We start from the raw sequence: 21830 nt of genomic DNA on the forward strand, positions 1-21830 counted from the left end.
GTACTCGTGGGATGGCTGACGGTTCATCTGGTGCCCCCGCCCGAGGGCTGGGGCCGGCCGCCGACGGGCGTGCCCGACACGGCGTGCACGGCAGCCGGGTCGAGGTCGAACAGCTCGCGCAGGGCGTCCGCGTAGGAGGCGCCGCCGGGCTCGGCGGCCAGCTGCTTGACCCGGACGGTCGGGGCGTGCAGCAGCTTGTCGACGACGCGGCGGACGGTCTGGCTGATCTCGGCGCGGGAGCGCTCGTCCAGATCGGGCAGCCGGGAGTCCAGCCGGCCCAGTTCGGCGGCGACCACGTCGGAGGCCATCGCCCGCAGCGCGACCACGGTCGGCGCGATCCGGGCGGCCCGCTGGGCGGCGCCGAACGCGGTCACCTCGTCCGCGACGATCCGGGTGACCTCGTCCACGTCCCCGGCGCCGGGGGTGGCGGCGTGCGCGTGGGACAGGCTCTCCAGGTCGACCAGCAGGGCGCCGGGCAGCTCGTGCACGGCGTGGTCGACGTCGCGCGGCATCGCCAGGTCGAGCAGGGCGAGCGGGGTCGGCGCGGTGCGGGAGGCGACCGCGGCGGCGACGTCCTCGGCCTTGATCACCACGCCGGCCGCGCCGGTGCAGGAGATCACCAGGTCGACGTCGGCCAGCGCCTGCGGCACCTTGACCAGGTCGAGGGTCCGGGCGACATCGCCGCCGAGGATCTCGACCAGCCGCTCGGCGCGCTCGGGCGTCCGGTTGGCGATCAGCAGGTCGGTGACGCCGACCCGGACCAGGGTGGCGGCGGCCAGCGAGCTCATCGAGCCCGCGCCGACCACCAGGGCCCGCTTGCCGGCGATCTCGCCCGCACCGGCCGCGACCTGCTCCAGGCCGAAGGTCACCAGCGACTGGCCCGCCTTGTCGATGCCGGTCTCGCTGTGCGCCCGCTTGCCGACCCGCAGCGCCTGCTGGAACAGCTCGTTCAGGCCGCGCCCGGCGGTGTGCTCCTCCTGGGCCTTGGCCAGGGCGTCCCGCAGCTGGCCGAGGATCTGGCCCTCGCCGACGACCATCGAGTCCAGGCCGCAGGCCACCGAGAACAGGTGGTGGACGGCGCGGTCCTCGTAGTGGACGTACAGGTGGGAAGTCAGCTCCTCCAGGTCCACCCCGCTGTGGTGGGCCAGCAGCAGCGACAGCTCGGCGACGCCGGCGTGGAACTTGTCCACGTCCGCGTACAGCTCGATCCGGTTGCAGGTGTTCAGCAGCGCGGCCTCGGCGACGGTCGCGGTGGCCGCCGCGTCGTGCAGCAGCCGGGTCGGCACGTCGCCGGTCAGGGCGGCGCGCTCCAGCACGCCGACCGGAGCCGTGCGGTGGCTCAGCCCAACGACGAGAAGACTCATGCCCGCCCCCCACAGTTCACGGTAGTCATGCGGGCATCACCGCGGACAGATCGCCCTCGCCGCCCTTGGCGGACTTGCCCTTGGCCGGCTCGGCCTGGTCCTTGGCCGCGGCCTCGGCGGTGCCGCGGCCCTTGCCGCTGCCGCCGGCCGCGCGGCGCAGCTTGGCGGCCGCCGCCCGGACCGGGCCCGGGGCGCGGTCCAGCATCGACTCGGTGCGGTCGTCCGGCTCCTCGCCGGCCTTGCGCTGCTCGTGGAAGGCCAGGATCTGCAGCTCGATGGAGAGGTCCACCTTGCGCACGTCCACGCCGTCCGGGACGGTCAGCACGGTCGGGGCGAAGTTGAGGATGCTGGTGACACCGGCCTCCACCAGCCGGTCGCAGACCTGCTGGGCGGCGCCGGGCGGGGTGGTGATCACGCCGATGGAGACGTGCTGGCTCTCGACGATCGACTCCAGCTCGTCCATGTGCCGCACCGGCAGGCCGGCCGCGCTGGTGCCGACCACGTTCGGGTCGGCGTCCAGCAGGGCGGCCACCCGGAAGCCGCGGGAGGCGAAGCCGCCGTAGTTGGCGAGGGCGTGCCCGAGGTTCCCGATGCCGACGATGACGACCGGCCAGTCCTGGGTCAGGCCGAGTTCGCGGGAGATCTGGTAGACGAGGTACTCGACGTCGTAGCCGACGCCGCGGGTGCCGTAGGAGCCCAGGTAGGAGAAGTCCTTGCGCAGCTTGGCCGAGTTCACGCCGGCCGCGGCGGCCAGCTCCTCGGAGGAGACGGTCGGCACCGAGCGCTCGGAGAGCGCGGTGAGCGCCCGCAGGTAGAGGGGGAGGCGGGCGACGGTCGCCTCCGGGATGCCCCGGGCACGCGAGGGTCGGCGCGCGGCGCCCTGCTCGGGCGTCTGCGAACTGCTCTGTGGTGATCGGCCGATTGCCACGGTGCTCCTGTGGGTGAAGCTGGGCTTAGGCAGCCAGGCTATGCGTTTGTGAACGTGTGCACAAAGATGGTGTCCGATTTGTCCCCGCACAGTGATGCGCATCACGCCGTCGACCCCATAGCACCGGGCTCCGACACCACCACGGCCGGGGGCTGCCCGCCCGGCGGCCAGGGGCCGTACAGCACCTCCCGGCGCACCAGCGGGACGGGCATGCCGGAGGGGCGGGTACGGGCCCGGCCCAGCCTCGGCCACGGCACCCGGGCCGCCTCCCGCAGCGGGACCGCCCAGTCGTCCGGCGGGCAGGACGGCACCCCCACGCAGTGCCGCAGCAGCTCGGCGGTCACCCGGGCGTCGCCCAGCGCGGTGTGCGCCGGGTACCAGCCCAGACCGGCCGCCTCCACGCACGCCGCCAGGCCGTACCCGCGAGCCTGCGGCAGGTGCGCCCGGGCCAGCCGCATGGTGCACAGCTGCGGGACGGGCGGCATCGGCACCCCGATCCGGGCGAACTCGCGATCCAGGAAGGCGTGGTCACAGCTCACGTGGTGCCCCACCAGCACCCGGCCGGCCAGCAGCTCCAGCAGCCTCGGCGCGATCTCGCGGAAGCGCGGGGCGCCCTCGACGTCCGTCTGGTGTATCCGGTGGACGTGGGTCGGGCCGACCGGGCCCAGCGGATCGAGCAGGGTGGCGAACTCCGCCTCCGGGCGCAACGCCCCGTCCAGCAGCACCACCGCGATCTCGACCACCCGGTGCCGCCACGGGCTGCGGCCGGTCGCCTCCACGTCGACCACGGCGAAGCCACCGGCCCCGTCCGGGGCTACGGGCGGGGCTTCGGGCGGCCCAGGGGGCGGACCGGGAAGCATGGCACTCCTCGCGTGCTCAGCCCCCCACGGGCGCAAACGCGTTCGATCGTAAGCCGACCAACGGGCCCGGACCGACGCCGGAAAGGAGTGTCTTTGGCAACGATTCGGCGAACCGCCCCCGCCGAGTGGCGGGGGCGGTGAGGGTGCCGCGACGGCCGGTCAGGCGCCCAGGGCGGTGCGCAGGCGGCGCTCGTCGACCCGCCAGAAGTCGTGCTGGCGGCCGTCGATCAGGGTCACCGGGATCTGCTCCCAGTAGCGGCGGTACAGCTCCTCGTCCTGGGTGATGTCCTTCTCCTCGAAGGTCGCGCCCAGCTCCCCCGCGACCCGGACGATCACCTCGCGGGCCTCGTCGCACAGGTGGCAGCCGGGCTTGCCGACCAGCGTCACGGTACGGTCCGCCGGCTTCGGGTTCTTGCGTCGCAGCAGTGGGCTCACCTCGCCATTGTGGACCCGGCTCGGCGGACCGGGTCCCGCGCCCGGTGTTCACCGCCTGGGCACGCCGCCGTCACGGCCGCTCCGCGACCGGCTGGCTATGCTCGATGACATGGCCGTGCTCCGAAGGCTCACCCAGGCAAGGCGTTCCACCACCGAGCGGACCGCCCTGGCGGGCGAGGCCGCGGCCGAGGCGGCGGAGGCCGCGCTGCGCGCCGAGCCGGGCCCGGACACCGTCGCCGTCTCCACCTCCGGCTCCACCCTCGCCTCCGCCTCCGCCTCCGCCCCCGCCTCCGTCGACACCGATGTCGACACCGACGCCGCTGCCGGCGCCGCTGGAACCGCCACCGCCGCGCCGGCCGCCGGCAAGCCCGGGAAGGCCCCCAAGGCGCCCGCCGGGAACCACACCCCCGAGCCGGACGACCCCCGCGCCGCCGCCTTCTTCGACTGCGACAACACCATCCTGCGCGGCGCCGCGATCTTCTACCTCGGCGTCGGCCTCTACCGGCGCGGCTTCCTCACCCGCCGGGACATCGCCCGCTTCGCCTGGCAGCAGGCCTGGTTCCGGCTGCACGGCGCCGAGGACCCGGACCACATCTCGGACGCGCAGCACACCGCGCTCGGCCTGGTCGCGGGCAAGCCGACCGCCGACCTGGAGGCGATCTGCGAGGAGATCTTCGAGCAGGTCGTCACCGACAAGATCTGGCCCGGCACCCGCGCCCTGGTCCGGATGCACCAGGACGCCGGCCAGCGGGTCTGGCTGGTCACCGCCGCCCCGCTGGAGGTGGCCCGGGTGATCGCCCGACGGCTCGGCATGACCGGCGCCCTGGGCACCGTCGCCGAGGCCGAGGACGGCCGGTACACCGGCCGGCTGGTCGGCGAGCTGCTGCACGGCCCGGCCAAGGCCGCCGCGGTGAGCGCGCTGGCCCGGCGCGAGCGGCTGGACCTGGACCGCTGCGCCGCGTACAGCGACTCGGCCAACGACATCCCGATGCTCTCGCTGGTCGGCCACCCGTACGTGGTGAACCCGGACGGCGCGCTGCGCCGGCACGCGCGGGCCCAGGGCTGGCGGGTGCGGGACTTCCGGACCGGGCGGAAGGCGGCCCGGGTCGGGCTGCCGGCGGCCGCCGCGGTCGGGGTGCTCGCGGGCGCGGCGGCAGCCGGAGTGGCGCTGCACCGCCGTCGGCGCTGCTCCTGAATCCGACTGCCGGATCCGCCCGTTCCGGGCCTGCCGGGCCTCCCGCGGCCCCCTTCGGACGGGCTCCCCTGCACGGGTGACCAGCCGTCAACCAGGGCTCTGACCTGGCCCCTCGTACGGGCGAACTCCCGCCCGCCGTACCGCCGTCCGGCTGAACCGACCGAACTTGCCTGCCGGTGACCGGTTCTGATCGTTCGCCAGGCCGGGAAAGTCAGGGGTTACCAAGCCGCAAGGCTGGGAAACCGCCCGGCACACCGCCGAATTGGTCACCCTGGGCGCTCAACCGGTCACGTTGGGCCGGATGAACGGCGACAGCTCCGGTCATTGTCAGCCGAATATGCGCGCCAAATGGATCCCAAGCGACCACTTCGACCACACGGTGTAGCTGTCATTGCACAAAGCGTTATTCTCTCCTGGATGCACGTCACCCACGCGCCCCGCTCGACCGGGCAGCGTTGGCGTGCTCTCCGCGCAGGCGGAGGTGATCCGTCCACAGTTCTGCCTCTGGGAGTCCCGTGTACCCACCCGTCCGGAACGACGCGCCTGCACCCTCCCGCCCGTCGTCCGCGCCCCTGCGCCCCCACACCGGTCTCCGCGGCCGCCCGGTCACCGACCGGCAGATCTCCACCGGCCTGGAGCTGCTGCGCAGCCTGCTCCGCAGCCAGCTCGCCGCCTCGCCCCAACTCGTGCCCGCCGGTGCGCCGTTCGGCCACCCGCACGCCCCCGGCCTGGCCCTGCGCACCACCGCCGCCGGCTCCACCGGCACCGGCACCGGCTCGCGCGGCCGCACCGGCACCACCGGCGTCGGCCGCAGCCGCACCCGCACCGCGCCCAGCCCCGGGTACGAGACCGAGCACAACCCGATCATGGAACTGGTCGAGCGGGCCCAGGCCGGCGAGAGCGAGGCCTTCGGCCGGCTCTACGACCACTACGCGGACACCGTCTACCGCTACATCTACTACCGGGTCGGCAGCCGGGCCACCGCCGAGGACCTCACCAGCGAGACCTTCCTGCGTGCGCTGCGCCGGATCGGCACCTTCACCTGGCAGGGCCGGGACTTCGGCGCCTGGCTGGTGACCATCGCCCGCAACCTGGTCGCCGACCACTTCAAGTCCAGCCGCTTCCGGCTGGAGGTCACCACCGGCGAGATGCTCGACTCCAACGAGTGCGAGCGCAGCCCGGAGGAGTCGGTGCTGGAGTCGCTCTCCAACGCCGCCCTGCTGGACGCGGTGCGCCGGCTCAACCCCCAGCAGCAGGAGTGCGTCACGCTCCGCTTCCTCCAGGGGCTCTCGGTGGCCGAGACCGCGCGGATCATGGGCAAGAACGAGGGCGCCATCAAGACCCTGCAGTACCGCGCCGTCCGCACCCTGGCCCGGCTGCTCCCGCCCGACGCGCGGTGAGGCGGCCGTGACCGGGGAGGGGATAGCCGCCCGACGGCCCGGCCGGCCGTCACCGGCGGCGCCCGACCGACACGTCCGGGTGAACGGTCGGTCCGATGATCAGCCGTGCGTAACCGACCGCCCGCACCACTCGTTGGCCAGCGTGCAAGCCCCCACCAGGCGTACGGTCAAGCCGAATTGTGACCTGTCACCCGATGGAGTGGCTTTGGCCCGCCGAGGCAACCGTCCGGCAGGCCGGGGTGTCGACAACGACGAAGGGAGGTGTGGCCCGTGACGGCAAACGTGCTGGAACACCGACGGGCGAAGGCCTTCGCCGAGGCGCTGGAGGTCCACCAGGCGGAACAACGCGGCGCGGCCACCGCCGAATCGGCCAACACCGCTGCCACCGGCTCCGGTTCGGCCGCACTGGCCGAACTGGTCGGTCTGACCGACTCGCTGGGCGCGCTGCCCGGACCGGCGCTGGACCGGGAGGTCCGGACCGTCCAACGCGCCCAACTGATGGCCGCCTTCGAGCAGGCCTTCGCCGGCGGACCGGGCGCCGCGGTCCCCCGCCAACGCCGCCACCGGGCGATCCGGACGGCGCCACGCGGCCGCTGGAGCCGCCGGTTCGTCATCGGCGGACTGGTCGCCGGGCTCGCCGTCGGCAGCCTCGCCGGGGCCGCCGCCGCCAGCTCCAACGCCCTTCCCGGGGACACGCTGTACGGCATGAAGCGCGGCCTCGAAGGGCTCCGGCTCGACCTCGCGGACTCCGACTCCGAGCGCGGCGAACTGCTGCTCGACAACGCCGCCACCCGGCTCGGTGAGGCCAAGACCCTGGTCGGCCGCACCGACCAGGCCGGCTCGCTCAGCCCGGGCACCGTCGAACAGGTCCGCCGCGCCCTGGACGACATGCACGCCGACGCCATCAAGGGCCGCGAGCTGCTCCGCTCGGTCTACCGCAGCAACGGCTCGCTCGACCCGATGCGCGCCCTGGCCGGCTTCGCCCACGACGAGGACGGCCGCTGGACCGAGCTGGAGGGCCGGCTGCCGGTCCAACTCACCCAGCAGGCCCACCTGGTGAACCAGCTCTTCGACGACATAAGCGAAGACGTCGCGCCCCTGCGCCTGGCCCAGCCCCCCGCCAAGAGCGGCGGCCCGGCCGGCACCGGAGCGGGCGGCGACACCAGCGGCCCGGCCACCGGCGGAACGCCCGCCGACACCCCGGCCACCGGCGCCCGCCCCGAACCGGGCACCACCCCGGCCCAGGGCGGCGGCACCGGCTCCGCCGGCGGCGGCACCAGCCGGCCCGGCGGCACCGAGCGCGCCCCGGCCAGCTCCGGCGCCAGCACCCCCGGCGGCAGCGGTGCCAAGGGCGGCGGCCTGCCGAGCACCCTGCCCAGCGGCGTGCCCGACCCGGTCAACGGGCTGGTCGGCGACCTCACCAGCGGGCTCACCGGCACCAAGCCCTCGCCGAGCGCCGACCCGGCCCCGCCGCAGCCGGCGCCGCAGCCGTCCGGCTCGCCCAGCGCGGTCACCGGCGGCCCGCAGCAGGGCGTCGAGGTGCCCCCGCTGATCCCGGGCCTGCTGCCCGGTCTGCGGATCCTCGGCGGCTGACGGCGCACGAGGGCGCGGCAGCGCGGAGGGCCCCGGCGGATCACCGCCGGGGCCCTCCGTCGTCCGGTGCGATGTCGCCCGGGGCGATGTCGTCCGGGGCGATGTCGTCCGGGGCGATGTCGTCCGGGGCGATGTCGTCCGGAACCCCGCTAGAAGAACACCGAACGCCGCTGCACCAGCAGCGTGTAGAGGGTGTGCTGGATGGTCTCGCGCACCTCGTCCGCCAGGTCGAAGACCAGCATCGGATCGTCCGCCGCCTCCACCGGGTACCCGTCCGTGGCGATCGGCTCACCGAACTGGATGGTCCACTTGGTCGGCAGCGGCAGCACCCCCAGCGGCCCCAGCCACGGGAAGGTCGGCGTGATCGGCACGTACGGCAGGCCCAGCAGCCGCGCCAGCGTCTTCACGTTGCCGATCATCGGGTACGTCTCCTCCGCCCCGACGATCGAACAGGGCACGATCGGCACCCGCGCCCGCAGCGCCGAGGAGACGAACCCGCCGCGCCCGAACCGCTGGAGCTTGTACCGCTCGGCGAACGGCTTGCCGATGCCCTTGAAGCCCTCCGGCCAGACCCCGACCACCTCGCCGCGCTCCAGCAGCGCCTGGGCGTCCTCGTTGCAGGCCAGCGTGTGCCCGGCCTTGCGGGCCACTTCGTTGATCCCCGGCAGCACGAACACCAGGTCGGCGGCGAGCATCCGCAGGTGCCGGTGGCCCGGGTGGTGGTCGTGGATGGCGACCTGGGTCATCAGGGCGTCCAGCGGGATCGTCCCCGAGTGGTTGGCCACGATCAGCGCGCCGCCCTCGGCCGGGATGTGCTCGACCCCGCGCACCTCGATCCGGAAGTACTTCTCGGCCAGCGGGCGCAGCAGCGAGAGCAGCACCCCCTCGGTGAGCTCGCGGTCGAAGCCGAACTCGTCCACCTCGTAGTCGCCGGTGATCCGGCGGCGCAGGAACCCCAGCCCCTCGGCGGCCCGGCCCTCCCAGCCCTTGCCGAACAGCCGGGTGGCCGCCGGGCCGAGCTGCCCGGACAGCGCCCCGCCGACGGCGTCGGCGAGCCGGTCGGCCAGGCCGGGGTGGTCCGGCGAGGTCCAGCTCGGGGCGGACTCGATCGGGATGACCTTGGCCTCGCCCGGCGCGTTCTCGGCTGTGGCACTCATCGCGGGTTCAGCTCCTCGGTCGGCGGGGGCGGTCGGTACGGGCCGGCGCGGCACCCGGCTCGGCACCCTGCCGCTCCGGCCCGAGCAGGGCGGTCAGCCGGTCCGTGACGGCGGCCAGCCGCTCGGGCGGCAGCAGGCCCGGGCCCTGGGCGGCGGCGAAGTCGGCGAAGGCCTGCGGAGTGGTGAACGCCGGCCGGTAGCCGAAGGTCTCGCGCAGCCGCGTGGTGTCCACCACCCGGCCGTGGGTGAGCAGCCGCAGCTGCTCCGACGAGACGTCCACCAGCCGGGTCTGCCGGGCCAGCCCGGCCATCCAGCTGACCGCGGGCAGCAGCAGCGGCAGGGTGGGGCGGCCGAGCCGGCGGGCGCACTGGGAGAGCAGCAGGACGCCCTCCCCGGCCACGTTGAAGGTGCCGGTGTTGACGGTGCCCGGCTCGGCCTCGCCGGCGGCCCGGCAGAGCACCGCGACGGCGTCGTCCTCGTGCACGAACTGCAGCCGCGGGTCGTAGCCGAGCACGGTCGGCAGCACCGGCAGCGCGAAGTACTCGCTGAGCGGGGTGTCCGCGCCCGGGCCGACGATGTTGGCGAAGCGCAGCACCGTCACCGCGACGTCCGGGCGGCGCCGGGCGAAGCCGCGGACGTAGCCCTCGACCTCCGCGGCGTCCTTGGCGAAGCCGCCGCCGGGCGGGGTCTTGGGCTGCATCCGCTCGCTGAACACCGCCGGGTCGCGGGGCGCCGAACCGTACACGCCGGTGGTCGACTTGACCACCAGCCGGCGCACCCCGGGCGCCTTCTGGCAGGCGCCGAGCAGCTGCATGGTGCCGATGACGTTGGACTCCTTGACCGCGGAACGGTTGGTGGAGCCCAGGCCGGTGGCGCTGACGTTGAGATGCACCACGGTGTCGACCCGGTGCTCGGCGATCACCCGGGCGACCGCCGGGCGGCGCAGGTCCAGCTGGTGGAAGCGGTACGGGGCGGCCGGCCCGGCCGGCTCCTCGACCGGGAGCCGCGGCGGCTGCACGTCCACGCCGACGACCAGGTCGACACCCGGACGGCGGCGGACCTCGGCGACGAAGCGGGCACCCAGGTGCCGCGCCACGCCGGTGACGAGCACGACCATGCCCACGGTGCGGTACTCCAATCCGGCGAGGGTGCGTCTGCGTGCACCGTACCGCGCCGGGACGGGCCGCCGTGAAACGACACCGCCCGCCCGGGCCGAACGGCCGGGGCGGGCGGTGGAAGCGTCGGGCGCGCTGGGCGCGGCCTGGGACGCTTACTTCTTGTTGCGACGCTGAACGCGAGTGCGCTTCAGAAGCTTGCGGTGCTTCTTCTTGGCCATACGCTTGCGACGCTTCTTGATGACAGAGCCCACGGAACAACCCTCGCTCACTGAGACTCTCGCCCGTGAGAGACGGAGTCCGATACGACTGACGGAGGGCTAGCCTACCGTCCAGGAGGCCAGGGCCGTAATCGTGCTCCCCGATACCGGGAAACTCGTGGGAAATCCGGGGCGAACGGGGCGGGGTCCGCGCGTCGCGGCCCCCGCCACCGCCGCCCCGGTGCTACGCGCTCTCGAGCCGCACGTAGGACTCCTTGAGGTACTCGTGCACCGCCTGCTGGGGCACCCGGAAGGACCGTCCGACCCGGATGGCCGGCAGCTCTCCGCTGTGCACCAGGCGGTACACCGTCATCTTGGACACCCGCATGACCGCGGCCACCTCCGCCACGGTCAGGAAGACGACTTCCTGAAGGGGGCGTTCGCCGGAACTCATGACCATCACCCGACCCTTAACCCGTGTGCAAGGCACCGGCTTCCCCTCCGGTGACTCCACCGGCACACGTGTATCCCCAGAGTAGTTATGGGTGGTACCAGTGGGAAGAGGGGAAGAGCAGTCCTCGTACGGTGAGAGATAGGACTGTTGCAGTACGTAGTCGCTCGACGGATCGTAGGAGCGGCCGTACGCACCGGCCCGCCCGGCGGCGGTCGGGGGCCGGTCCTCAGGCCAGGAGGCCGTGGTGGGGGAACACCGCACGGCGGGCGGCGAGGATGGCCTGATCGAGCCGGTCGGCCGGATCGTAACCCGCCTCGAAGTCGCGCCAGACCGGGCGGGCGCCGTCGGTCATCCGCAGCGGGGCGGGCCGGCGGGTGCGGCGGTAGACCTCGGCGCGCCAGGGTTCGGGGGTCTCGGTGGCCGGGTCGACGGGCCGCCCGGCGGCGGTGGCGACCAGGTGGGTCCAGGTGCGCGGGACGACGTCGACCACCGCGTAGCCGCCCCCGCCGGTGGCGATCCAGCGGCCGCCGGCGTGCCGGTGGGCCAGTTCGTGCAGCGCCTCGGCGACCATCCGCTGGGCGTCCACGGTGACCGCGAGGTGGGCGAGCGGGTCCTCCAGGTGGGTGTCGGCGCCGTGCTGGGTGACCAGGACCTGCGGGCGGAAGGCGTCGAGCAGCTCGGGCACCAGGGCGTGGAAGGCGCGCAGCCACCCGGCGTCGCCGGTGCCGGCCGGCAGCGCCAGGTTGGCGGCGCTGCCGGGGGCGGCCGGGCCGCCGGTCTCGGTGGGCCAGCCGGTCTGCGGGAACAGCGTGGCGGGGTGCTCGTGCAGGGAGACGGTGAGCACCCGGGGGTCGTCCCAGAAGGCCTGCTGGACGCCGTCGCCGTGGTGGACGTCCACGTCGACGTAGGCGACCCGCTCGGCGCCGAGTTCGAGCAGCCGGGCGATCGCCAGCGCGGGGTCGTTGTAGACGCAGAAGCCGGAGGCCTTGCCCGGCATCGCGTGGTGCAGCCCGCCGGCGAAGTTCACCGCGTGCGGGGTCTCGCCGCGCCAGACCGCCTCCGCGGCGGCCACGGACTGGCCGGCGATCAGCGCGGAGGCCGAGTGGACGGCCGGGAAGGACCAGTTGTCGTCGGTGCCGAGCCCGTGCCGGGGGTCCGACAGCTCGGGGTGGGCGGCGGCGTGCTTGACCGCCTCGACGTACTCGCGGGTGTGCACCAGCTCCAGGGTGGACTCGCCGGCCGGCGGCGCGGCCCGGAGGGTCACGCCGGGCCCGGTGGTCAGCCCGAGTGCCTCGACCAGGCGCATGGTGAGCGCCAGCCGGGTCGGGTCCATCGGGTGGCCGGGGCCGAAGTCGTACGCGGTGACGGCCTCGTCCCAGAAGAGGTGCAGGCCGCAGGAGGTGTCACGCTCGGCTTCGGGCATGGCCCAAACCGTAGCGGGTGGCGGTGGCCGGGCCGCCGCCAGGGCGCGCCGGGCCGGTGGGTCAGGCGGTGCCCGCGGGCCGGGCGGTGTCCGAAAATCGCGGTGCAGACAGAACCTTCACGGTTCCCTATCCTCTCCGCCATGAAGCCATTCAGCGTGCAACGCCTTGGGGTAATTCTCGCTGCATTACTGGGATTTGGCGTCTTCTTTGCCGCCCAGCCGGCCTCCGCGGACGTCGGTGGCACCTCGTTCGCCGTCAACAAGGCGACGGCGCTACCGGGTGACCAGCTGACCCTGACACTGTCCCTGACCAACACCGAGACCACCGACATCTCCTTCGCCTACGAGTTCATCCAGCCCATCTGGCCGGCGAACCAGCAGAACGGCGCGTTCACCGTCGTCGGCTGTGGCGGCGACAGCACGGACTGCACGTACGGCGGCAACAACGCGGCCTTCCACTTCACGGCGCCGATCACGCCGGGCGCCACCCGCACCGTCACGGTCACCGTCCAGATCACCTCCACCCCGGCCTGGACCGGGCAGTACACCCTGAACTGGGCCCCGTACGTCTACGTCGAGTACGGCCCCGCCGGCGCCCCGACCTTCACCCGCGACCAGCTCTGGGCCAACGGCCTGCCCGAGCTCCAGACCCTGATCGGCTGACCCCACGACCCGGCCGCGTCCGCCCCCGCCGTCACGCCACGGCGGGGGCGGGCGCGGCCACCGGCGCCGGGGCGAACCGCTCGGCCAGCGGCAGCACCGCGAGCACCAGCAGCATCGGCGCCAGCAGCGCCCACCGGTACGAGCTCGCGTCCGCGATCGCGCCGACCAGCGGCGAACCGACCAGGAAACCCACGTAGTTGAACAGGTTGAGCCGGGCCACCGCGGCGTCCGAGCCGTCCGGGAAGAGCCGGCCGCCGGCCGCGAACACCTGCGGGATGATCGCGCAGATGCCCAGGCCCAGCACGGTGAACCCGGCGATGCCCGCCCAGGCCGCCGGGGCGGCCGCCGCCACCGCGAAGCCGAGCGCGGCCAGCGCGGCCCCGCCCCGTACCACCGGGACGGCGCCCCAGCGCTGTACCGCGCGGTCGCCCAGCGCCCGGCCGAGCAGCATCGCGACCATGTAGCCGAGGTAGGAGAGCTTGGCCACGTCCTCGGGGCTGCCCAGCCCGTCGGTGAGGTACTTGACGCTGTAGTTGGAGACCGAGGCGTCCGCGATGTACGCGAAGGCCATCGCCAGGCAGAGCGGCAGCAGCGGCCGCCAGGGGACGGACCGGGCGGCGGCCTCGGCGGCCTCCCGGACGGCGTCGCCGAGTTCGGCCGCTCCGGGGAAGCGGGTCCCGGTCAGCACGGCCAGCGGGGCGACCACCGCGGCGGCAGTGCCGAACAGCACCGGCAGCCCGAGGTCGTAGTGCGAGCCGAGGCCCGCGACGGCCGCGCCGAGGATGGCGCCGCCGCTGAACGCGGCATGGAAGCCGATCATGATCGAGCGACCGTAGCGGTGCTGAAGCCCCACCCCGAGCATGTTCATGCTGGCGTCCAGCGCACCCACCAGCAGCCCGAACGCGCCCAGTGCGAGCCCGAGTTGCCAGAGCGCGTCACCGAGCCCGGCACCCGCCAGACTCAGGCAGACGGCCGGCTGGACCACCCGCAGCACGGCCCGCGCGCCGGTGCGCCGCACCACCCGCTCGGAGGCGATCGAGCCGACCCCGGCCAGGATCGGCACAGCGGCCAGGAAGACCGGCAGCAGGCCGTCGCTCAGCCCGTACCGGTGCTGGATCTCCGGGATGCAGGTGACCAGCAGGGCGAAGGTGGCGCCCTGGAGCAGGAAGCTGACGGCGAGCGCGGCCCGCCCGGCGCGCAGGCCGGGCGGGATCGCGGGTGGCGCGGCACTCATGGGGAACCTCGCTACTGGCCGGTACGACGATGTTGGCGAGAGCGTAGGCGGTGGGCGCCGGTTGCGGGAGGGGTCGCGCAGCAGTTCCTGCGGCCGGTGCGGCGGTGACCGCGACCGGTCACCCCGGCTTGGTCACTTCCCTCCGGAGGCCAGCTCCCGGGAGCGGTCCCGGGCGGCCTCCAGGGCGCCCAGCAGCGCCGCGCGCACCCCGTGGTTCTCCAGCTCGCGGATCGCCGCGATGGTCGTACCGGCCGGCGAGGTGACCGCCTCGCGCAGCTTCACCGGGTGCTCGCCGGAATCCCGCAGCATCACCGAGGCGCCGATCGCGGACTGCACGATCAGGTCGTGCGCCACCTGCCGCGGCAGGCCCAGCAGGATGCCGGCGTCGGTCATCGCCTCGACCAGGAAGTAGAAGTAGGCCGGGCCGGAGCCGGAGAGCGCGGTCGCCGCGTCCTGCTGCGCCTCGGGCAGCCGCAGCGCCTTGCCGACCGAGCTGAAGATCTCCTCGGCCCGCACCAGGTGCTCCTCGGTGGCGTGCGAGCCCCCGGAGATCACGCTCATCCCCTCGTCCACCAGGACGGGCGTGTTGGGCATCACCCGGACCACCGGGGTGCCGGCCGCCAGCCGCTCCTCGAACCACCCGGTCGGGATGCCGGCCGCGGCCGAGATCACCAGCCGGTCCGGGCTGACGTGCGGGGCCAGCTCCTCCAGCAGGGTGCCCATGTCCTGCGGCTTCACCGCGAGGATCAGGGTGTCGGCGAGCTTCGCGGCCTCGGTGTTGCTCACCGCCACCACGCCGTACCGGCGGGCGAGTTCGTCGGCGCGCTCCGGACGGCGGGCCGTCACCAGCACGTCCGCCGGGTCCTTGCCCGCCCGCAGCAGCCCGGAGAGCAGGGCCTCGCCGATCTTGCCGGTGCCCAGGAAGGCGATCTTCTGTCCGCGTGCTGCGCTGCTGGCGCCCATGGCCGCTCCTAACCTCGGTACTGCGGCCATCCTCGCACCGCACGCAGGCCCCCGCCGGGACCGTCCACCCCGTGGTCCGCCCCCGGGCCCGCCCGCTGCTCCCTAGGGAGAAAACTCGGGGTTCTCCCCTATGGTTTCGGGCCCGTCACAGGCGCACCGTGGAGCTATGGCACACGACGACATGTCCCGACGAGAGAACCGGCAGCTCGCCGTCGCCTCGGCGACCGTGGGCCCGTGGCGGACCGCCGCGGGGGTCGGTGCGGTGGTGGGGGCGACGGCCCTGGGGATCGAGGCGGTCTCCGGGGACTGGTCGCTGAGCATGCTGGCCGGACCGGCCGGCTGGGCCCTGTTCTTCTTCTTCCTGGTCGGCACCCTCGGCGGGCAACTGCGCCGCGACACCGCCGACCGACGGCTGCGCCGCTGGGCGGACGCCCACCCGTGGCAGTCCGCCCTCCCGGCGGCCGGCGGACTGCTGGTGCTGAACACCCTGGCGCAGCTCTTCCTCGGCGACGCGAGCCTGTTCGGCGCGCTCTTCCTCTCGCTGCTGCCGGCCGGCATCCTGCTGGCCGTCGCCGGCGTGGTGGGGTCGGTGAAGCAGGCCCGCGGCAAGGGCTGAAAACCCTCATGCCTGGGTGGATCGACGTCATCCTTCGCGCCGGGCACACGAGTTCACCGCATGGTGTGCCCCCGATCGAAGAACCGTCACACCCCCTCGGCATACTGGCGCGATGCCGATAGCCGAAGATCCGGAACCACGCCCCGCCGAGGGCCGCGAGCCGGGCGGGTCCGACCCGTCCGGGGCGGGCGGGAAGGACCCGTTCGCAGACCTCGTCCTGGACGAGGAGTTCGTCCGGGGCGCCACCATCAAGGAACAGACCGGGCGCACCCGCATGCTGGCCGCCCGGTGGAAGGTCACCCCGCCGGTCGACCCGGGCGGCCGCCGCTCGGTCAACGACGGCCCGCAGCCGAAGCGGGGCCGCCTCGCCCGACTCGGCCGCAAGCCCAAGCCGCGGCCCGTCGACCCCTGGGGCAACCCCCGCCCCCGCCGCCGCGTGGAGTGGCGCGCCCCGCTGTTCGTCGCGATCACCATCGCCGTGCTGCTCGCCGCCCTGAACCTGGAGGGGCTGCGCAGCTGGTACCAGGACCAGTACGGCGAGGGCTCCTCGGCCGCCCCGGGTCCGGTGACGGCCTCCTCCGACGAGCAACGGCCGACCGTGGACCACCCGTGGGCGGGATCCCCCGCGGAGAACTGGGCGTCGGGCGTGGCGGGCATCGAGCTGCCGACGGACGTGCAGGCCACCGGCGTGTTCAGCGCCGAGGAGGTGGCCGCGCAGCTTCAGGTGGTCAAGGACTACGTGGCGGCCGCGAACCTCGATCCCCGGACGGTCTCGGGTGGTCGGCCGGACGCCGCGCTGGCCCTGCTGGACGCAAAGGCGCGCGCCGTTGTCGAGTCGACGGTGACCAACCCCTCGGAGCGGGCGGATGCCACGGCCTGGTTCACCCGCTTCGATCCACTCGAAGCGATCCCGGTCTCCGACATCGTCAAGGTGCAGGGGAAGATGACGTACGAGGGCGACGGAGCCAACGGGGTTCTGGTGCACACCGACGTCACCTACGTCTATGCGCTGCGCCCCGGTCCGGAAGCCGCGAAGCGGGCGGCCTCCCCGAAACCGGCCGCACCCCAGTCGTCGGCCCCGGACACCGCGGCGCCGCGGCCCGTGGCACTGACGGCCGCCGACGTGCCCGGTGACACCTGGACGACGCGAACGATCGTCCGGCGGGCCGAGGCCTTCCGCTTCTACGACCCGAAGCGGTTCCACGTCGACCCCCACAAGACCGTCATCGCCGACGCCAGGAACCAGTTCGGGAACAGCGCCTGTGGCACCAACGACGGCTACCTGCACCCGCAGTTCGACCAGTTCGTGCCGGTCCGGCCGGATCCGACCGGACCGGCCCGCGACCCCTACGGCCGGGATCCGCTGCCGCCGAACAGCCCTCAGGGCTCGTGCGGCACGATCAGCCGCAGCTGACCCCGGTCAGCGCTTGCGCTTGCGGGCCGCCTGGCGCTTCGTGTGCTGGGCGACCGCACGGTCGTACGAGGCGCGCTTGGCCGCCTCGCCGGGGGCCTCGGTGAGGCTGCGGACGAAGTAGGCGAGCAGGGCGCCGATGCCGCCGATGATCCAGACGGCGCCGAGCGACCGGTCCTCGGTCATCCAGCCGGTCAGCTGGTCCTTGCCCTCGGCGAGCACCTTCCAGGTGCGCAGCGCGGCCATCACCGAGCAGATCGCGACGGCGACGGTGAGCAAGCCGTTGAGGAAGCCGCCGCTGTCGGAGAGGGCGACGCCCTCGACGCCGAGCCGCAGCACGAACGCGGCGGCCGCGGCGGTGGCCAGGGCGCCGACCGGGACGAGGACGCGGCGCAGCCAGTAGCCGTTGTCCCGGTTCAGCCAGCTGGTGCCGAACCAGCGGATCGGCTCCGGCTCGGGGGTGCCGGCGGGCTTGGGGGCGGGGGTGGGGGGCTGCTCGCTCACGTCGTCGATTATCACCCGGCTGTCGATGACCGTCCGGCCGTCGCCCGGCTGGGGAAAGCGCCGGAGGAGCCGTCCCGCAGGCCGGGACGGCTCCTCCGCGTACTGCCGTGGCTCAGCCGAGCTTGGTGACGTCCCGGACGGCGCCCTTGTCGGCGGAGGTGGCCATCGCCGCGTACGCGCGCAGTGCCTGGCTGACCTGGCGCTCGCGGTTCTTCGGCTTGTACCCGCCCGCGGCTTCCAGGGCGCGGCGCCGCTCGTCCAGCACCTCGGCGGGGACCTCCAGGGAGATCTTCCGGCCGGGGATGTCGATGGCGATGGTGTCGCCGTCCTCGACGAGGGCGATGGTGCCGCCGGAGGCGGCCTCCGGGGAGGCGTGGCCGATGGACAGGCCGGAGGTGCCGCCGGAGAAGCGGCCGTCGGTGACCAGCGCGCAGGCCTTGCCGAGGCCGCGGCCCTTGAGGAAGGAGGTCGGGTACAGCATTTCCTGCATGCCCGGACCGCCCTTGGGGCCCTCGTAGCGGATGACGACGACGTCGCCCTCCTTGACCCGCTTGGCGAGGATCGCGTCGACGGCGTCCTCCTGGGACTCGACGACCACGGCCGGGCCGCTGAAGGTCCAGATGGACTCGTCGACGCCGGCGGTCTTCACGATGCAGCCGTCCTCGGCGAGGTTGCCGTACAGCACGGCGAGGCCGCCCTCGACGGAGTAGGCGTGCTCGACGCTGCGGATGCAGCCCTTGGCGGCGTCGGTGTCCAGCGACTCCCAGCGCTCGGACTGCGAGAAGGCCTCCGCGGAGCGCTTGCAGCCGGGCGCCGCGTGCCACAGTTCGACGGCCTCGGCGGACGGCGAACCGCCGCGGACGTCCCAGGTCTTGAGCCACTCGGCGAGCGAGTCGGCGTGCACGGTGTGGACGTCCTCGTTGAGCAGCCCGCCGCGGTACAGCTCGCCGAGGATGGCGGGGATGCCGCCGGCCCGGTGCACGTCCTCCATGTAGTACGAGCCGTTGGGCGCGACCTTGGACAGGCAGGGCACCTTGCGCGAGACGGCGTCGATCGCCCGCTGGTCGAAGTCCAGCTCGGCCTCCTGGGCGGCGGCGAGCAGGTGCAGGATGGTGTTGGTCGAGCCGCCCATGGCGATGTCGAGGGCCATGGCGTTCTCGAAGGCGGCGCGGGTGGCGATGGCCCGGGGCAGCACCGAGGCGTCGTCCTGGCCGTAGTGCCGGTTGGTGATCTCGACGACGGTCCGCCCGGCCTTCTCGTACAGGGCGCGGCGGGCGGTGTGGGTGGCCAGGACGGAGCCGTTGCCGGGCAGCGAGAGGCCGATGGCCTCGGTGAGGCAGTTCATCGAGTTCGCGGTGAACATGCCGGAGCAGGACCCGCAGGTCGGACAGGCGTTCTCCTCGATGATCGCGATGTCCTCGTCGGAGACGTTCTCGTTGACCGCCTGGGAGATCGCGTCGACCAGGTCGAGCTTGCGCACGGTGCCGTCGACCAGGGTGGCCTTGCCGGCCTCCATCGGGCCGCCGGAGACGAAGACGGTCGGGATGTTGAGGCGCAGCGCGGCCATCAGCATGCCCGGGGTGATCTTGTCGCAGTTGGAGATGCAGATCAGCGCGTCGGCGCAGTGCGCGTTGACCATGTACTCGACCGAGTCGGCGATCAGGTCGCGCGAGGGCAGCGAGTAGAGCATGCCGCCGTGGCCCATCGCGATGCCGTCGTCGACCGCGATGGTGTTGAACTCGCGCGGGATGCCGCCCGCCTGCTTGATCGCCTCGGAGACGATCCGGCCCACGGGCTGGAGATGGGTGTGGCCGGGGACGAACTCGGTGAAGGAGTTGGCGACCGCGATGATCGGCTTGCCGAAGTCCTCGCGGGCTACGCCGGCGGCCCGGAGAAGCGCCCGGGCGCCTGCCATGTTGCGACCGTGGGTGACCGTACGGGACCTCAGCTCGGGCACTGTGCTCCACTCCTTCGGGCTCTCGCCGGCGCCCCGCCGCTGGTGGGAGGTGCGGGGGCCGCTGTGGCTACCGAGCCTACGCCCGGCGTCCGGGCGGCGGACGCTCCGTCCGCGATGCGGTCAGCGCTTTTCGGACGGTGCTCGGCCCGTCGCGGCGGGATCGGCCCGTCGCGGCGCGGTCAGGCCGCCGGGGTGCGCGCCACGGTCAGGTCCAGCAGGTACGGCTCGACCACCAGGCCGTCCGGGAAGTCGGCGAGCAGGGCCTCCCGTTCGACGGCCAGCAGCGGCTCGCGCTCCTCGGGGGCGAGCGAGGCCATGAAGGAGCGGGAGGTGAGGTTGTCGATCACCTGGTCGACGGTGACCCGCCGCTCCCAGCGCAGCACCGCGCGGGAGACCTCCAGGCCGGCCGGGGCGAAGTGGCCGGTGTGCTCGGCGATCCGGCCGTAGCCGTGGTAGCGGTCGGGCAGCGCGCCGGTCATCCGCAGGACCCGGGCCCGGACCCACGGCACGGTCTCGTCGAGCACGTTCCACCAGGTGGCGAGGGCGCCCCCGGGCCGAAGCACCCGGATCGCCTCGGGGACGGACGCCTCGGGGCGGGTCCAGTGGAAGGCCTGGGCGTAGGTGATCAGGTCCGCGGAGTGGTCGTGGAAGGGCAGCTCGTCGCCGTTGCCGCGGACCAGCGGCAGCGCGGGTGAGGAGGCCAGGAACTGGGCCGCCATCCCGGCGAAGGGCTCGACGGCGACGACGTCCGCGCCGCGCGCGGCCAGCAGGCGGGTGGCGATGCCCGTACCGGCGCCGACGTCGAGCACCCGGGCGCCCTTGAGGCTGCGGCCGGAGAGCCGCTCCACTTCGTCGAACAGTTCGACCGGGTAGCCGGGGCGGCCGCGGTCGTACTCGGCGGCCACCGCACCGAAGCTCCTGGCGAGCTCCTCGAAGTTCGCGACCTCGCTGTAGCTCCGATTGTTCGTCATCTCTCCCCCTCCGTACGGTCGTTCACGATCAGCGTACGTGCGAGGGGGTGGCCAGGTGCAGGCGGGTGAAGGCCAGCGCCTCGGCCAGGTCGGCCTCGCGTTCGGCGGGGGACGCGGAGCGGCGGGTGTTGACCTCCAGCACCACGTGGCCGTCGAAGCCGGTGCGGGCGAGGAGCTCCAGCAGCTCGGCGCAGGGCTGCTTGCCGCGGCCGGGGATCAGGTGCTCGTCCTTGCCGGAGCCGCTGCCATCGGCGAGGTGGATGTGGGCGAGCCGGTCGCCCATCCGCTCGACCATGGCGAGCGCGTCGATCCGGGAGGTGGCGGCGTGCGAGAGGTCGATGGTGAAGTGCCGGTACTCCTCCTCGGTGACGTCCCAGCCGGGCGCGTACGCCAGCACCTCGCGGTCGCGGTAGCGCCACGGGTACATGTTCTCGACCGCGAAGCGGACGTCGGTCTCGCCCGCCATCCGGTTGATGCCGGCCACGAACTCGCGGGCGTACTGGCGCTGCCAGCGGAACGGCGGGTGGACGACGACGGCGCTCGCGCCGAGCTTCTCGGCCGCCGCCCGGGCCCGGACCAGCTTGGTCCACGGGTCGGTGGTCCACACCCGCTGGGTGATCAGCAGACAGGGCGCGTGCACGGCCAGGATCGGCAGCTGGTGGGCCTCGGAGAGGCGGCGCAGCGCCTCGACGTCCTGGCTGACCGGGTCGTTCCAGACCATCACCTCGACGCCGTCGTAGCCGAGCTTGGCGGCCAGTTCGAAGGCGACGGCGGTGCTCGCCGGGTACACCGAGGCGGTGGAGAGGGCGACCTTGGTGTCCGGGATGTGCAGGGCCGGGTGCTGCGGCAGGACCAGGCGGTCGGTGGTGCGCAGCAGCGGCGGGCGGGCGGCCTCGCGGCGGGCGGCCTTGACGGACTTCACGGACTGGACGGCGGCCTTGGCGGCCCCGGCGGCGCGGGCGGTGCGGGTCTCCCGGGGGGCGGGGGTGGTGGCTCGCTTCGTCCGCTTCGGTTTCGGCTGCGGCTGCGGCTGCGGCTGCGGCTGCGGCTTCGGCGTTGCGGGGTCGGCCGGCTGCTGCGGCGTCGCGGCCCGTGCGGCGGCCCGCCGTCCGGCGACGGCCTTCGGCGGGGCGTCCTTCGCCGGTGCGGCCTTCCGGGCGGTGCGCTGGGCCGCCTTGACGGCCTTCGCGGCCTGCGCCGCGGTGGCGCCCTTGACGGCCTTGCCGAGCCTGCGGCGCGGTCCGTCCGACCGCGACTGCCCGTCCCCGGGAGTGCGGCCCTCCCGCGTCCCGTCCTCGCCCGCTGGTTGCACCACGGGAGACAGCGTAAGCGGACCGCGCTCCGAACGGGACCGGATCCCGGCGGGTCCGGCCCGGTCCGACCCGGG

The 21830-nt window shown here is 73.9% G+C and carries 21 protein-coding genes; 6 read left to right on the forward strand and 15 right to left on the reverse strand.

Features of this window, described 5'->3' with window-relative positions:
• Window positions 1-23 precede the first annotated feature (23 nt).
• From ABTY15_RS01215 to ABTY15_RS01230, 4 genes are all read right to left on the reverse strand, one after another.
• A complete protein-coding gene (locus tag ABTY15_RS01215) occupies window positions 24-1364 on the reverse strand; it encodes a glutamyl-tRNA reductase (protein ID WP_350574256.1) in 1341 nt (446 codons plus the stop codon).
• A 25-nt stretch (window positions 1365-1389) separates the two neighbouring features.
• Window positions 1390-2292 (reverse strand): redox-sensing transcriptional repressor Rex, encoded by a 903-nt coding sequence (locus ABTY15_RS01220; protein ID WP_350574258.1) that lies wholly within the window; start codon window positions 2290-2292, stop codon window positions 1390-1392.
• Between the two features lie 101 nt (window positions 2293-2393).
• On the reverse strand, window positions 2394-3080 hold the full coding sequence (locus ABTY15_RS01225; protein WP_350574259.1) for a 3'-5' exonuclease: 687 nt from the start codon (window positions 3078-3080) through the stop codon (window positions 2394-2396).
• Between the two features lie 231 nt (window positions 3081-3311).
• Window positions 3312-3587: a glutaredoxin family protein gene (locus ABTY15_RS01230; RefSeq protein ID WP_350574261.1), complete on the reverse strand. Its 276-nt coding sequence runs from the start codon at window positions 3585-3587 to the stop codon at window positions 3312-3314.
• 109 nt (window positions 3588-3696) lie between these two features.
• On the opposite strand from ABTY15_RS01230, the gene ABTY15_RS01235 reads away from it, so the two are divergent.
• The 3 genes from ABTY15_RS01235 to ABTY15_RS01245 all read left to right on the forward strand — a co-directional run bounded on the left by ABTY15_RS01235 (window position 3697) and on the right by ABTY15_RS01245 (window position 7775).
• Complete coding sequence (locus ABTY15_RS01235) at window positions 3697-4782, forward strand: HAD family hydrolase (RefSeq protein WP_350574263.1); 1086 nt, start codon at window positions 3697-3699, stop codon at window positions 4780-4782.
• A 572-nt stretch (window positions 4783-5354) separates the two neighbouring features.
• Entirely contained in the window at window positions 5355-6182 is an 828-nt protein-coding gene (locus ABTY15_RS01240) for an ECF subfamily RNA polymerase sigma factor, BldN family (protein WP_502893401.1), read from the forward strand.
• A 270-nt stretch (window positions 6183-6452) separates the two neighbouring features.
• Window positions 6453-7775 (forward strand): DUF5667 domain-containing protein, encoded by a 1323-nt coding sequence (locus tag ABTY15_RS01245; RefSeq protein WP_350574267.1) that lies wholly within the window; start codon window positions 6453-6455, stop codon window positions 7773-7775.
• 149 nt (window positions 7776-7924) lie between these two features.
• Here ABTY15_RS01245 and ABTY15_RS01250 read toward each other — a convergent pair whose 3' ends face one another.
• The 5 genes from ABTY15_RS01250 to ABTY15_RS01270 all read right to left on the reverse strand — a co-directional run bounded on the left by ABTY15_RS01250 (window position 7925) and on the right by ABTY15_RS01270 (window position 12124).
• Entirely contained in the window at window positions 7925-8932 is a 1008-nt protein-coding gene (locus tag ABTY15_RS01250) for a lysophospholipid acyltransferase family protein (RefSeq protein ID WP_350574268.1), read from the reverse strand.
• 7 nt (window positions 8933-8939) lie between these two features.
• Window positions 8940-10055 (reverse strand): NAD-dependent epimerase/dehydratase family protein, encoded by a 1116-nt coding sequence (locus ABTY15_RS01255; protein WP_350574576.1) that lies wholly within the window; start codon window positions 10053-10055, stop codon window positions 8940-8942.
• A 147-nt stretch (window positions 10056-10202) separates the two neighbouring features.
• On the reverse strand, window positions 10203-10319 hold the full coding sequence (locus tag ABTY15_RS01260) for a 30S ribosomal protein bS22 (protein WP_425311139.1): 117 nt from the start codon (window positions 10317-10319) through the stop codon (window positions 10203-10205).
• 172 nt (window positions 10320-10491) lie between these two features.
• A complete protein-coding gene (locus ABTY15_RS01265) occupies window positions 10492-10701 on the reverse strand; it encodes a helix-turn-helix domain-containing protein (protein ID WP_148644250.1) in 210 nt (69 codons plus the stop codon).
• Window positions 10702-10927: 226 nt separating this feature from the next.
• On the reverse strand, window positions 10928-12124 hold the full coding sequence (locus ABTY15_RS01270; RefSeq protein WP_350574269.1) for an acetoin utilization protein AcuC: 1197 nt from the start codon (window positions 12122-12124) through the stop codon (window positions 10928-10930).
• A 141-nt stretch (window positions 12125-12265) separates the two neighbouring features.
• Here ABTY15_RS01270 and ABTY15_RS01275 point away from each other — a divergent pair, with 141 nt between their 5' ends.
• Window positions 12266-12787 (forward strand): hypothetical protein, encoded by a 522-nt coding sequence (locus ABTY15_RS01275; protein WP_350574271.1) that lies wholly within the window; start codon window positions 12266-12268, stop codon window positions 12785-12787.
• A gap of 31 nt (window positions 12788-12818) precedes the next feature.
• On the opposite strand, the gene ABTY15_RS01280 is transcribed toward ABTY15_RS01275, so the two are convergent.
• Window positions 12819-14021, reverse strand: a complete 1203-nt coding sequence (locus ABTY15_RS01280; RefSeq protein WP_350574273.1) for an MFS transporter — start codon at window positions 14019-14021, stop codon at window positions 12819-12821.
• Window positions 14022-14153: 132 nt separating this feature from the next.
• On the reverse strand, window positions 14154-14984 hold the full coding sequence (gene proC, locus ABTY15_RS01285) for a pyrroline-5-carboxylate reductase (RefSeq protein WP_350574275.1): 831 nt from the start codon (window positions 14982-14984) through the stop codon (window positions 14154-14156).
• A 166-nt stretch (window positions 14985-15150) separates the two neighbouring features.
• Here proC and ABTY15_RS01290 point away from each other — a divergent pair, with 166 nt between their 5' ends.
• Entirely contained in the window at window positions 15151-15600 is a 450-nt protein-coding gene (locus ABTY15_RS01290; protein ID WP_350574277.1) for a hypothetical protein, read from the forward strand.
• Window positions 15601-15712: 112 nt separating this feature from the next.
• Window positions 15713-17014, forward strand: a complete 1302-nt coding sequence (locus ABTY15_RS01295; protein WP_350574279.1) for an SCO2583/SCO2584 N-terminal domain-containing protein — start codon at window positions 15713-15715, stop codon at window positions 17012-17014.
• Between the two features lie 6 nt (window positions 17015-17020).
• On the opposite strand, the gene ABTY15_RS01300 is transcribed toward ABTY15_RS01295, so the two are convergent.
• From ABTY15_RS01300 to ABTY15_RS01315, 4 genes are all read right to left on the reverse strand, one after another.
• A complete protein-coding gene (locus ABTY15_RS01300; RefSeq protein ID WP_350574281.1) occupies window positions 17021-17515 on the reverse strand; it encodes a hypothetical protein in 495 nt (164 codons plus the stop codon).
• Window positions 17516-17627: 112 nt separating this feature from the next.
• Window positions 17628-19472 carry a dihydroxy-acid dehydratase gene (gene ilvD / locus ABTY15_RS01305; protein ID WP_350574282.1) on the reverse strand — a complete coding sequence of 615 codons (1845 nt, stop codon included), beginning with the start codon at window positions 19470-19472 and terminating at the stop codon, window positions 17628-17630.
• A gap of 179 nt (window positions 19473-19651) precedes the next feature.
• On the reverse strand, window positions 19652-20443 hold the full coding sequence (locus ABTY15_RS01310; RefSeq protein ID WP_350574283.1) for a class I SAM-dependent methyltransferase: 792 nt from the start codon (window positions 20441-20443) through the stop codon (window positions 19652-19654).
• A 28-nt stretch (window positions 20444-20471) separates the two neighbouring features.
• Window positions 20472-21275: a sugar phosphate isomerase/epimerase family protein gene (locus ABTY15_RS01315; protein ID WP_350574578.1), complete on the reverse strand. Its 804-nt coding sequence runs from the start codon at window positions 21273-21275 to the stop codon at window positions 20472-20474.
• Window positions 21276-21830 lie beyond the last annotated feature (555 nt).

Origin of the sequence: Kitasatospora sp. NPDC097643 (assembly GCF_040302625.1) — a bacterium.
In the GTDB taxonomy this organism is placed as follows: domain Bacteria; phylum Actinomycetota; class Actinomycetes; order Streptomycetales; family Streptomycetaceae; genus Kitasatospora.